The organism is Lachnotalea glycerini (assembly GCF_003201285.1).
Lineage (GTDB): Bacteria > Bacillota > Clostridia > Lachnospirales > Lachnospiraceae > Lachnotalea > Lachnotalea glycerini.
This window is the reverse complement of sequence record NZ_QICS01000002.1, coordinates 72388-86068: the sequence shown is the minus strand read 5'-3', so window position 1 is coordinate 86068 and position 13681 is coordinate 72388. Positions and strand designations below refer to the sequence as shown.

The following is a 13681-nucleotide window of genomic DNA, read 5'->3' as shown; positions in this document are numbered from 1 at the left end:
CCTCCGAATTTATTGTTTCGTCCAGTTTTCATTCACAATCAAATCTGAAACCTTGATAAAGTCTTCCTCTAAAATATCAGAGCTGCCAATTCCTGTTCCATTTAAAATATAATTACTTCCATTTACAAAATATTCTATTACCCTTTTGGAATCTTCATCATCAGAAGATGTACATTGCAGGATCTTTGTTAAATCCTCTTCGTTGCTTTGGATGATATTTGCACCTGATTCGATTGTAATTGTTCCTTTTGCTATGACCAGTCCCGTAAAATTTTTCGCAATTACAACATCACCTGTTGCAATAATCAAGCGGATTTCATCACTTTGCCCGACGCCATACGTGTAAGGATCTGTACTTTCATTATTTACAAAAACAGCTTGCAAACTCCCATTTGTTACATCCATTTCAAACGTAAATATTTTACCCGTACCTTTGGTGTTGACTAGGGTCTTTAAATCAGTTTCTAGAATTAAATTTTCAAACACAGATTTGGCCTTTTCTGTGTCACTTACTTCTGAAATATTGGTAATCAGCTTTGTTGTTAGTGCTTCAAATACTCCCTCATAGCTGCTCTCCTCTGAATTTAAAGCGGCTGAATCATCTGCTGTTTCAGGTTTCGTATCCTCAATCAGCGTAGAAGCTTTACTCGAGGTGTCATAGGTTAAAAGATTTCCATTGGTCGTAATTCTTGTGAATTCATCTGTCTTTATATCATTGTTATAAAGCTTTAAATATTTATCTGTCTTTTCACTATTCAGATTATAATAATCCCTAAAATACCTGCTGCTGTTATCTTCATCCATTACCAAATATAGATAGACTACCGTGTCCCCATTAATCTGGCTGAATATAGGCTGATAGCCTGACGTAGAAGCATAATCGGGAACGTAATAGCTTAAAGTCTTCCCTAGATTCTTTACTATAGTAGTAAAAGAAACCGTTTCAAAATCAGGATAGTTTGTATTATCATTCGCATACTCTAAAAGAGCTGCATACTCCGTACTGGTCATAGGGTTTTTACCAATGATTGTCTTTCCATCATTTACTCCAATACACTCTGGTGGTACCAGATATGCAATCTGACTGCTTTTTAACCCCAATGACTCTCCCATTAAAATATCTTTGTTATTGCCCGATCCATAAGTAGACTCATCATAGGAAACAGTCTGTGTTCCAATAAAAGTGTTACCCGAAAGCAAAAGCTTATCAAGTCCCGATAAATCAATACTGGAGTTTCTTCCGTTTACTACGATAGCACTGCTGTTTGCTTCCTCTGTGTCTGAATTTCCATATCCATAATAAGCATTATTCAATACAACATTACTGTTTTGTCCCTGTAACGTTAAATCATCACCTATATAGGCAGAACCATTCAACTTCATTACGCCATTATCTACCACCAAATTATCTGCCCATAGCATGATATCCGTACCGATGTTAAGCTCTGCATTCGGTCCTGTTACAGATATTTCTTTATCAGTCAGCACACGTACAGCATCCGTAAAATTCCAAACAGAGGCACCATTCACCTGAATTCCATCTTCTCCTCCATAGACACTGCCCTTTATGTTTGTAGTTCCTGTATTGGTCCCCGTTAACTGGTGGTTTGCTACAAGCGAAAATTCAAAAAGATCGGGCATAGAATTTGACTGTGTAAATGTGATATCAGGTACGGCAAGGCGGATATCCGTAGAAATAACCGACACATATCCTTGGGTATCTGTATATAAAATCTTTAATCCTTTCAATACAATTCCAGAAGATAAGGCAGTCATCTTAAATTGTTCCTCTGTGTCTGTCTCAGTCGAGGTTAGGACTGTATTTTCATCGGTAAATATATCCGGATCCAAATATCCCTTTATAATGGCTAATGCATATTTTGTATCCGTTTGGGACTCTCTAAATGTATTTCTTAAATAATTAATGTATAAATATTGAAAATTGTTTTCTCTTTGTTCTTCTGAATATTGTCCGTATTTTTGAAACACTTCCATATATGACTTAGAAAAGGCATTGGATACCTCTCCCTCTAGTCCGGTATGAATCTGGTCTAATGCGGTTTCGGCAGAATAAAAATTATCCTTGGCATGTAAATCTGTGTATTTCATCTGGTAATTTGTCATTGCAAGGGAAAGAATCACCGATGCAAGAATTCCCACAAAGGCAATTGCAACAATTACCAGAACTATGGAAGAACCCTGATTTCCTGACAATAGTACCTTTCTTGGTTTTTGCAAATTCCTGTTTTTATTTCGATTGGTCATGCTCTCACCCTCTTTTAACTGTATCAAATCCTCTTTAGTCTGTGATACTTCCGGTTATGGATAATATTTTGTCCGTATCAGAAAATCCCAGAGCCGCCGCTCCTTTTTCATAAATACGAATCTCAACATCATAAAAATTATCCGTAATTTGTGTTCCCGTTATCTGCTGTATATTTAAAATACTTTTTACCTCTGACTGATTAGCGCTTGTAGTATTATAGGTGTAATATCCCTGCTCCACCTTGGGTTCTGTCACTCCTGTTGTGTCATAGGCTGCATAAAGATTATAATCCAAATTTGTCCGGATATCGGTATAAGCGTCCGTAACTCCTATCATGGTATCTTCCTTGACAGTCAGCTTCATCTTATAATTTATCTCGGCATTTTCAAGTTCTGTCAAATCTTTCGTTTCCTGCTTTACGACATATACAGTAACAGGAAGATGATCCATATTGTTTATTTCAATTTCATCCTGAATGGAGGCTGCACTGTCGGAATGATACAGCGGCGTATAAAACAAATAGATTCCTCTTAAATCTTCCCCTGACTCTGAGTTATCAAATATGGTATTTGTAACCTCATAAGTTTTATTCATGGCTGAATCGAGATAGGAATAGGTGTAAGTCGTTATCACCTTCGTGATCTGCCCATTTAAGCTCGCAACATTGCTGATATTAATTTGAATTTTTCTTGATAAATTCTTCTCATCAAAACTATTACCAGGCTCAAGGGTTTTCATATCCTCTAAAACAGTAGTATCCAAATTAGTATCCTGTATAAAAAAGGCATCTTTTTGTGCGTCCAGATTTGCAATGTTTACAATCTCCTGATTATTATATTTTTTACTGGAAGAACCTGTTTCACGATAATCACCGGCGTCTGCCAGAATAAGGGCATCATATTGCGTATTTTCAACTTCTATCCCTTCCAGTCCAAAACTATATCCGCCGTCTGACTGACCTAAAAATTCATAATTTTGGCCATTATCCATAGAAAAAATACTGGTGGTCGTACCTGCTCTTTTGACAGTCTCACTGCCATCAATACTTTCTGATGAGACTGCGGGCTGATAGAAAATATTTCCTCCTGTTATTGTCTTTTCGTATTCTCTTACATGATTCTTTAAACTTTCACCAACAGATAAAGGAATATAAGACTCATCAAAAATTGTAAATCCTGTGTTGGGATAGTTAAACTCTAAAGAGATATCTTCTATATCCGCTGCCTTTAATCCTTCTAAAATATTTTGTGCTATCGTTGTAGCCTTAAGGATGTTCTTAGATTTTGCATTCGTTTTTGTGGATACCATAAAAGCATTTAAAAAAGGAACAACAATAATTGCAAGGATTACCACGGCTACTAACACTTCGACTAAAGAAAATCCCTGATTATTGATTTTCCTATCTTTGATTTGTTTCATGATATCCCCCCTGCCTTGTTTTCCTTTTTTATTATTAGATTGTTTTCATTTCATAATTTTTATTGCAATCAGTGGTCTGATTTTAATTGATTGGCGCTTCAATTGTTCCGAAAATATTATCAGATCCAATCGTTACAGAAGGTACATTTGGCTCTGTATAAACATGATTGGTACCTGTCACCTTATACATATCAATCATTGTACTTCCTATTAAGACTCCTGTTGTATTGTCATAAGATACAGAAACCGATTCCATTCCCATGGCTTGTCCGTTATCATATATATAAGTAATCATATCCTTTAACCCTTTATAAGTGACTTGGAGAGAAAGCCCAATGGGCACCTTATAAAGAACGGGTTCCTGTACAGACACTGTATTGTCCGCTTCTGTCGTATTCTGATCCAATGTTTTCGCCGTATTTGTTTGTGTCTCTGTTTGTGTCTCTGCCTGCGTAGTCTCTGCTTTTGTATCTGTTTGTGTCTGTGTATCTGTCTCCTTGGACGCTGCTGCATTTATCTGTTCTGCTTCACCAAAAGATATTTGGGATATCTTCATGTTATCATTTTCATTTTCCATATTCGTTACAAACATAATTCTGTCTTCCAAACGAATATCAGCCGGAAATGTACTGTAAAACTCTGTCATTTCCTGATTCATTTCTTTTGTTTTGGTCTGATACTGATCCAAATTCGCCTGGATTTTTTCCAGTTCATCTACTCTGGTTTCCAAAATCTTAATTTCTTTTTGTGTGGCTTCATCCTTTGTCTGTAAGTTCGTAAATACAAACTGATAAGAAAAAATAACTGCAATAATTCCAATTAAGCCCATTAAAAGCTGTGCATCTCGTTTTGAAATTTTCATATCTTCTCCTCCTATTCAGCTTGTATTTCTGTGCTAGCTGCACTGTTTTCTGAATTTATTGCCGTATTGGTTTGATAGGTACAATTGACGGTAAAGTTAACCGTCTTAATTTTACTTTCATCATTCGTCTCTGTAATTCCGGCAACCTGAATATCATCCAGACTTTCAAAAGTTCTAAGCTGCACAATTACCTTAGCCGCCTCTTCCTTCGAAGTCACATTTAAATTCATCGTCACCATCTTAGTTGTAGCTGTAAAAGATAAAACATTGATGTTTGCGGGCATTTTTTCTTCCAATTCCTGAATAAAAGCCAGCAGATGATCATTGGGAAGTTCTGTAAGACTCTGAATTGACTGCATTTTTTCATATAGTACTTCCACTGATTGATATTCCTTGAAAACAACCTCAACCGGCTCTAAGCTGCTTATCTTTGTCTCTAGGGAATTCTTTTTTGCAACTGTACTGATATGAGAAATCAATGAAGTCAGAATCAAAACAATTGAAATAGCCAAACCACCGATTAACAGAATCCAACCTATTTTGGTATCTTTTTCTTTGTCCTTTTTATCCTTTATTAATTTAACTGTCTCTGCCATAAAGCCCAATGGTGCAATGGCGGCACCAATTGCAGTTACATATTCTCCATAACTTAGCTGCTCATTCTTAAGTGCCTTTTCAATATTTGTCGCATTGATTTTTGTCAATACCAAGACTTTCTGTCCCACTTCAAAGGATAATAAATCACTAAATCCGCTAAGATCTCCGCCAAGACCGGTTAACACTATTTTCTCAATTGGATGTTCCTGATTTCTGGAGTTGTAATAGTCAATCACTCGCATTATATTATTAATCAGATATCTGAGCGAATCTGTAATCTCTATCTTGGTTCTTTGTATTTTTTCATCTATTGTTAGTGTCGTATCCTCTTGCCTTGAAGAATCTTTCATACTTTCCCCAGCATTCAGGCTTTCCAGTATACAAGTTTGCTTTCGAAATAGATTGGCAGCCTCTTCATAGGATAGATTCTCACCATAAGCATTACTATCAATCATGGTCTGAATTGCAATGTCAGCGCCGTATGATATATTTCTTTGCAAAACCGTAGACTGATTTTTAATCACTAAAAGAAGACTGCTAAATTCATCCACTTTAATTACCATACTGGTCTCTTGTGTAAACTGATTTTTAACTGCCTGAAATAAACTGTTTCCATTATAATCTATTGCTACCACCGTTAGACCGCAAAATGCTGCCAGGGAATAGTAGCTTTCAATCAAATCACTGGGTGCTGCAAGCACCAGCAACTTATATTTTTTTTCTTTTTTATCTTCCTCTGTCACAACGTCAAGAATACTATAGGTAAATTGGTATGTACTGATATCCATAGGAAAATATTCCTGAGAATTTGCCTGTATTACTGACTTGATTCTGTTTTCTTTTACAAGAGGAATTAAGATTTCTCTATTTGCTATTCTGGTAGAACTAATTGTAAAAATTACATTTTTATTTTTGATTCCATACTCTGCACATTTTTCACGAAAACTATTTGCAAACTCTTCTGACGTCTGTACGTATCCATCCTCTAGCATATCTTTTGGCGTCTGAAAACTAAAGCAATTAAATACTTTCGTATTCTTCGTACCATGTTCAACTTCACACACTTTTGTAAGTGTTTGCCCTATTTCTATACTAAGCACTTTATTTGCCATAATAATCCTCCTCTATTAAGCCTGCTCCTATTTTTTCTGTTTATAAGAACAGTCCCAAATAGCAGTCTATTATATAATCGCCCCATAATGCGGCTATGAATACTCCAGCCGATAAATATGGCCCCAAAGCCAGCATATGTTCTACATGACTTATTTTCATACGTAATAAATGAATCACGGAGCCCAAAATACATCCGAATAAAAATCCTAAGACAATCAGCTTCCAGCCTAGTAATAATCCGCAAGCTGCCATCAATTTAATATCTCCACCACCAATTCCTTTTCCTTTGGTAACCAGATAGATCAAATATAAAAATACACTGACAGACAAAAATCCCGCAATATAGGTATTCCAATTTTGCAAGTCCATCAGTAGTTGAAGAATTCCTAATATTAAAATAAACAAATTAATTCCAAGCGGAATCTCAAAGGTTTTAAAATCAATGACACTTAAACCCAATAGGGCTGATGCAAGTAAACAGTAGAGAATACTTTGAAAGCTCCAACCATTTACTCCCATAACCGCTACATATAAGATTCCATTCAATACTTCAATCAATGGGTACTGAATGGAAATCTTTGCCTTACAGTTTCGACATTTCCCTTTCAGTAACAGGTAACTGATGACCGGTACCAAATCATACCACTTAATCCGCACCCCACAAAAAACGCAGTGGGACGGGGTGGTAACAATGCTCTCTGATTGTGGAATCCGGCAGATACAAACATTTAAAAAGCTGCCGATTATAATACCATATAAAAATGTAATGATGTATAATAATAAATCAAAGAGCATAGGGTTATGTCCTTTCTAAATAGCTTTGTGATAATTAATATCCTTTATAATCCGTAGTTACAGTTAAATCAGATTGCTTAATTGTTATGGTTGGATTAGTTGCTGCGGTTTTGAATGCTTTCGATTTCATAGCCGTTTTACTTAAATCGATTGTTTCTTTTACTGCAGACGTTAATTCGGTTCCACCAACTGCGGTTAAAACACTTCCACTAAATGTAATCGTCACATCGCCAGTAATCTCTGCCGTAACTGTCTCATTCGCCAATGCAGTCTGAATCGCAGAAGCTACTTGATCTACCGTAGTTTTATCTGCTGAGATTCTGGAATTTTCCACATACTTAATATACTGTGGTGCCAAGATACCTACCAACACTGCCATAATGGCAATTACAATAATGAGTTCTACGAGCGAAAAACCTTTGTTATTCATCTTTTTTTGTTTCATACTTTGTTTCATACTTACTATCTCCTTTTTCCTATTAATCTTTTGTCTGTTTCTTTATCTCAAATAAGCCTGCATCTATATACAGTCTTATTTAATTCGATTATATATTGTCAAGTCCTTGATACATGCTCAGCATAGGAGCCATAACCGCCATAATCAGACCACCTACGACAACTGCCAGCACAATAATAATCAGAGGTTCTAAGGCTGCCATCAGGGCTTGAGTGGCAATTTCTACTTCTTCATCATAATAGTCTGCCAGTTTATGTAACATATCTTCTATATTTCCAGTTTCTTCCCCAATTTTAATCATGTGATATACCATTGGAGGAAAAAGCTTAGACTCCTGCAACGGAACGGACAATGGGACACCTCTTATAATTGCCTCTTTGGAACTTAAAAGAGCATCTCTAAAATAAATATTGTCCATGGTTTTGGAAGTAATATCTACGGCATCGTTTAAAGACACACCTGCCGCCAATAAAGTACTTAACGTTCTGGCTAGTCTTGAAGAAGACGATTTAGTAATTAGCTTTCCAAAAAGAGGGATACGAAGCGCTAGTTTTCCAAAAAAATACTTTCCTGTGTTTGTTTTATTAAAGTATCTAAGTGCAATTAAAGCAGCTACCATTATACCCAATAAAAGCCACCAGAAGTGACGTATGAAATCACTGGCATTCATAACTGCAACTGTAATTGCCGGCATCTCTGTGTCAAGATCCTCGAACATTACTGCAAAATTGGGAACTACTACCGTAAGCATAACGATGACAACAACAATGGCTACCAGACCTACAACAATTGGATAAACCATTGCTTTTTTTATCATACTTTTCAATCTGGCATCCTTTTCAAAGTGTTCTGCCATTCGGTTAAAGGAAACATCTAAGCTGCCGGATGCTTCTCCTGCCGCAACCATATTAATTAGAATCGAAGGAAATACTTTTTCCTGAACCGCCATTGAGTCAGCCAGCGTTTCTCCCTTTTCAATTCCTATTTGTACTTCTTTTATTGCCTTTTTTAAAAATTTGTTTTCCGTTTGCTCTGCTAGCATATTCAGAGTATCAATAATGGTTACACCAGCTTGTATCATACTGACAAACTGTCTGCAAAACACACTTAAATCTCTGGCCTTAACAGGTGTACCAAAGCTGATATTGATATCCTTTGTCATCAGACTTTGCTTTCCCACTTCCAGAGGAATCAACTCCATTGATTTTAGGGAAATCTTTAACTTCTCTTCGCTTTCAGCTTCCATGAATCCTTTGATTTCTTTCCCACTTTTATCAATTGCCAAATAAGAATAACTGTTCACTATTATCCCCCCTCTAGTATACTTTCCTTTGCAGACTAATTGGATCACCAGCATAGCTGATTGCCATTTCTTTTGATATTCTTCCTTCTATAAATAAATCATATAACGCATCATCCATTAATTGCATACCAGATTTTTTAGCAGTTTGAATAGTAGATGGTATCTGGAACGTTTTCGTCTCTCTAATCAGATTTCGAATGGCTGAATTAGCCAACATTACTTCAAAGGCGGCCACCCGTCCCATCCCGTCATCTGTAGGTATCAACTGCTGGCAGACAACACATTCTAGCACTGTAGACAGTTGAATCCTGATTTGCTGCTGCTGATAGGGTGGAAATACATCGATGATACGTTCAATCGTGTTTGCTGCTCCCATCGTATGAAGTGTGGAAAATACAAGATGCCCTGTCTCTGCCGCTGTTACAGCAATTGAAATGGTGTCCAGATCTCTCATTTCTCCTACTAAAATTACATCTGGATCTTGTCTTAAAGCTGCCCGTAGAGCATTTGCATAGCTTTTTGTATCGGTACCTATTTCTCTTTGGTTTACAATGGATTTGTTATGTTTATGTAGATATTCAATCGGATCTTCTAGTGTTATGATATGATAAGCATATTTTTGATTGATTTCATTGATGAGAGAAGCAAGAGTAGTTGATTTACCACTACCCGTTGCACCAGTGACGAGCACCAGCCCTCTTTTTTTATTGACCATCTCAACTACGCTTTCTGGAATTCCCAGCTTTTTGGGACTTGGTATTTCAAAAGGCAAAAGCCGTAATGCCATAGCGTAAGAACCTCGCTGAGTAAATACATTGACTCGAAATCTTCCTATCCCCGCAACAGAATAAGCAAAATCCACTTCGCCTGTTTTTTGTAATATAGTCTTTTGATCTCCATGTACTATTTCATCTACTACTTCTTCAATATCCAAAGAAGTCAGCTTCTCATCATTAAATAACACGAGTATCCCGTCTACACGAAATGTCGGAGGCCTTCCTGTTGTTAAATGAATATCAGAGCCACCTTTCCCCATAGCTTCTTTTATTAAATTATCTAGTTTGATCATGTTATCACCTTTAACGATTCTTTATCAAAGTGTAAACGCAATTTTCATCATTTCTGAAAAAGAAGTGACGCCTTGCAGTACAAAGTTTGCTGCATTCATTTTTAAAGTATTCATTCCCTCTTTTAAGGCCTGTTCTTGTATCTCTTCCATATCGCCGCCAGAAGCAATAATATGTTTGAGCTTCGGCGTAACTTCCATAATTTCATAGACACCGATACGGCCATTATATCCTGTCTCTTCACATAAACTGCATCCTGTGGGTTCATATATGGTAATATCTTGTTCTACATCTACACCCAGTAGATTTTTTTCATCTACATCTGCTATGTGTACTTTCTTACAATGAGGACATAATCTTCTCACCAATCGTTGGGCGATAACACCAACCGTCGAGTCTGCAATCAGATAAGGTTCAATTCCCATATCTCTAAGCCGGACAACCGTACTTGCCGAACTATTGGTATGAAGCGTACTAACCACAAGATGCCCGGTAATAGAAGATTGAACAGCAATAGATGCTGTCTCTGCATCACGAATCTCACCAATCATGATGATATCCGGGTCTTGTCTTAATATAGAACGAAGTGCTGTTGCAAAGGTTAAATTTGCTTTTGGATTCACCTGTATCTGATTGATTCCATCAATATTTGCTTCCACCGGATCTTCTATTGTAATAATATTTACTTTATCATTGTTTAGTTCGCTAAGAGCCGTATAAAGGGTAGTGGATTTTCCGCTTCCAGTTGGCCCTGTAACCAGAATAATTCCATGTGGCATCCTTAATATATGATCAAATTTTCTTAATTCTTCACTGGAAAAACCAAGTTCTCTTTTTTCCTTTGTTAATGCCATTTTATTTGCAATTCTCATTACGACTTTTTCTCCAAATACGGTAGGTAATACCGATGCACGGATATCATATTCTCCCCTGTCCACTTTCATGGTAATACGGCCATCCTGAGGTTTTCTTTTTTCAGAAATATCCATCCCGCCAATAATCTTTACGCGCGCTACAATTGCGGCAAGAAGATTAATATTATAAGTCATCTTTTCATATAAAACCCCATCAATACGATAGCGAACTCTTACTTTATTTTCCAAGGCTTCGATATGAATATCACTGGCTCTTTGTCTGACGGCCTGTTCAATCATCGTATTTACTAATTTTACAACCGGAGAACTGTTTACATTTTCATTTGCCAGAATTTCTTCTTCATTAACATGCAGACTTTCTTTTTCTTTGGCATATTCCTCTGCTGCCGAAACAATTTCTCCCGTACCACAATACTGATCGATTGCCCTTATAATGTCTGCCGTTGTCGCAATTACAGGCTCCACCTGAAGATTTGTTACAATCGCAATATCATCGATAGCCAAGATATCCATTGGATCAGCCATCGCTATCTTAATAATATTCAAATTATCTTTACTGTAGGCAAATGGCATAACCATATGCTTTTTCAACATACTTGCCGGTACCAGTCTTGCTATTTCATCTGAAATACGTACGGTTCTTAATTCTACCATGTCTAAATTCAACTGTTTTTGCAAAGCTCTTGCTATTTCTAGCTCTGTAACCACACCATTCTCCACTAATAGGGTTCCTAGTTTTTTATCCTTTGTTTTCTGCTCTTCCAGGCTCTTTTCTAACTGCTCTTTTGTAATGACATTTTCTTTAACCAGAATATCGCCCAAACGAAGTTTTCTTCTATTGTATTCCATTTGGTTCTTCCTTTTCTTATTAATCAACTTTCATTATGTTTTTGTTCATAGGAATCAAAACTCATAAACGTTAACAACAAGGTCCTTCCTATGAAGGAACAAAGCGGGCAAGTCCGCATCAGCTCCCTTATCCCTCTCTCATGAGAGACTTGACCGCTTAGCAGCGCCGAATGCTGTCACGCCTTTTCTATGAAATAAAAAAGCAACCAAACAAAATTGTCTGATTGCAACCGAACCGCCATAAAGTCCTCTTTTTAGAAAAAAGATTATCTCAACAGGCTTCAAGCTTTGCGTCCTTATTTTTCAATAAGTTTGCCTACTATTACTTGATTATATTTAAATTAAAACCAATTATACATTTTTTTACATTTTTTGTCAAATTTTTCAAAAATATTTAATATTTAGAATTGAAATTTTGCTTATTGAAAATACCCTCTATCTATATTATAATCTTTAACTAGTCGATCGTTTGAGGTAATATGAATAATAAAGGAGATTTTATGAGTATATTAAATGTTGAAAATTTAAGCCATGGCTTTGGTGACAGAGCAATTTTTAATAATGTATCCTTTCGTCTGTTAAAGGGTGAGCATATTGGATTAATCGGTGCCAATGGGGAAGGAAAATCCACTTTCATGAACATTATTATCGGTAAGCTTCAGCCTGATGAGGGTAAAGTGGAGTGGTCCAAAAATGTACGTGTTGGATATTTGGATCAGCATACTGTGTTGGAAAAAGGAATGACCCTCCGTGACGTGCTAAAATCTGCCTATGCATTTTTATTCGAAATGGAAACAAATATGAATTCTATTTGCGACAAAATGGGGGACGCCTCAGAAGAAGAACTCACAACTATGATGGAGGAATTGGGTATGATTCAGGATTTACTGATGGCACATGATTTCTACGTCATTGATTCTAAAATTGAAGAAATCAGTCATGCTTTTGATTTAGATGAGATTGGTCTGGACCGTGATGTTACCGATCTAAGCGGTGGGCAAAGAACGAAAGTTTTACTTGCCAAGCTTTTGCTTGAAAAACCTGATATCTTACTTCTTGACGAACCTACCAACTATTTGGATGTTCCCCATATTGAATGGTTGAAGCGTTATTTATTAGATTATGAAAATGCATTTATACTAATTTCACATGATATTCCATTTCTAAATAGCGTTGTCAATCTCATCTACCATATGGATCAACAAGAGCTAAATCGTTATGTCGGAGACTATGATAAATTTCAAGAGGTTTATGCAGTTAAAAAAGCACAAATTACCGCTGCTTATAATCGCCAGCAGCAAGAAATTGCAGAACTTGAAGACTTTGTTGCCCGAAATAAAGCTCGTGTTTCAACCCGAAATATGGCTATGTCTCGTCAAAAGAAGCTTGATAAAATGGATAAAATTGAACTGATGCGCGAAAAGCCAAAGCCTGAATTTAATTTCATAAATGCACGTGCTGCCGGAAAATACATTTTTGAAACAAAAGATTTAGTAATTGGCTATGACGAGCCGTTATCGAAATCACTTAACCTTTCGATGGAAAGAGGACAAAAAATTGTCCTGACTGGTGCAAACGGAATTGGCAAAACAACTCTTTTAAAAAGTATTCTGGGCTTGATTCCTCCAATCAGCGGAGAAGCCACTCTGGGTGATTATTTATACATTGGTTATTTTGAACAGGAGATGCCATCAGGGAATACTTCTACCTGTATTGAAGAGATATGGAAAGAGTTTCCATCCTTTACGCAGTATCAGGTGCGTTCTGCACTTGCCAAATGCGGATTGACTACCGACCATATTGAAAGTCAGGTTCGTGTGTTGAGCGGCGGTGAACAGGCAAAGGTTCGCCTGTGTAAATTGCTGAACAAGGAAACAAATATCCTTCTTCTTGACGAACCTACGAATCATCTGGACGTGGATGCCAAGGAGGAATTAAAGCGAGCATTAATGGAATATAAAGGCAGTATTCTTCTTATTTGTCATGAGCCGGATTTTTATGAGGGTCTTGCCACGAATCTTTGGGATTGCTCTAAGTGGAGTTTGAAGATTTAATAATAAAGAAAGCTTTTATCCTTT

General features: G+C 36.7%; 10 protein-coding genes and 1 riboswitch. Of the genes, 1 reads left to right on the top strand and 9 read right to left on the bottom strand.

Going from position 1 to position 13681, the window contains the following annotated elements; all coding sequences use genetic code 11:
• Nucleotides 1-9 precede the first annotated feature (9 nt).
• The 9 genes from C8E03_RS04830 to C8E03_RS04790 all read right to left on the bottom strand — a co-directional run bounded on the left by C8E03_RS04830 (nt 10) and on the right by C8E03_RS04790 (nt 11603).
• Nucleotides 10-2265 carry a hypothetical protein gene (locus tag C8E03_RS04830; protein ID WP_110290460.1) on the bottom strand — a complete coding sequence of 752 codons (2256 nt, stop codon included), beginning with the start codon at nt 2263-2265 and terminating at the stop codon, nt 10-12.
• Nucleotides 2266-2299: 34 nt separating this feature from the next.
• Nucleotides 2300-3685: a type IV pilus modification PilV family protein gene (locus C8E03_RS04825; RefSeq protein ID WP_110290459.1), complete on the bottom strand. Its 1386-nt coding sequence runs from the start codon at nt 3683-3685 to the stop codon at nt 2300-2302.
• 82 nt (nt 3686-3767) lie between these two features.
• Nucleotides 3768-4547 (bottom strand): hypothetical protein, encoded by a 780-nt coding sequence (locus C8E03_RS04820; protein ID WP_094377272.1) that lies wholly within the window; start codon nt 4545-4547, stop codon nt 3768-3770.
• A gap of 11 nt (nt 4548-4558) precedes the next feature.
• Nucleotides 4559-6256 carry a pilus assembly protein PilM gene (gene pilM / locus C8E03_RS04815; RefSeq protein WP_094377273.1) on the bottom strand — a complete coding sequence of 566 codons (1698 nt, stop codon included), beginning with the start codon at nt 6254-6256 and terminating at the stop codon, nt 4559-4561.
• A gap of 40 nt (nt 6257-6296) precedes the next feature.
• Nucleotides 6297-7052, bottom strand: coding sequence for a prepilin peptidase (locus tag C8E03_RS04810; RefSeq protein ID WP_094377274.1), 756 nt, complete (start codon nt 7050-7052; stop codon nt 6297-6299).
• Nucleotides 7053-7086: 34 nt separating this feature from the next.
• Entirely contained in the window at nt 7087-7509 is a 423-nt protein-coding gene (locus C8E03_RS04805) for a type IV pilin protein (protein ID WP_242993405.1), read from the bottom strand.
• 88 nt (nt 7510-7597) lie between these two features.
• Nucleotides 7598-8812: a type II secretion system F family protein gene (locus C8E03_RS04800; RefSeq protein ID WP_094377275.1), complete on the bottom strand. Its 1215-nt coding sequence runs from the start codon at nt 8810-8812 to the stop codon at nt 7598-7600.
• Between the two features lie 13 nt (nt 8813-8825).
• Entirely contained in the window at nt 8826-9881 is a 1056-nt protein-coding gene (locus tag C8E03_RS04795; RefSeq protein ID WP_181899201.1) for a type IV pilus twitching motility protein PilT, read from the bottom strand.
• A gap of 24 nt (nt 9882-9905) precedes the next feature.
• Nucleotides 9906-11603 carry a GspE/PulE family protein gene (locus C8E03_RS04790; protein ID WP_094377276.1) on the bottom strand — a complete coding sequence of 566 codons (1698 nt, stop codon included), beginning with the start codon at nt 11601-11603 and terminating at the stop codon, nt 9906-9908.
• A 222-nt stretch (nt 11604-11825) separates the two neighbouring features.
• Nucleotides 11826-11930: riboswitch (cyclic di-GMP riboswitch) on the bottom strand.
• Nucleotides 11931-12103: 173 nt separating this feature from the next.
• On the opposite strand from C8E03_RS04790, the gene C8E03_RS04785 reads away from it, so the two are divergent.
• Nucleotides 12104-13657 carry an ABC-F family ATP-binding cassette domain-containing protein gene (locus C8E03_RS04785; protein WP_110290458.1) on the top strand — a complete coding sequence of 518 codons (1554 nt, stop codon included), beginning with the start codon at nt 12104-12106 and terminating at the stop codon, nt 13655-13657.
• Nucleotides 13658-13681 lie beyond the last annotated feature (24 nt).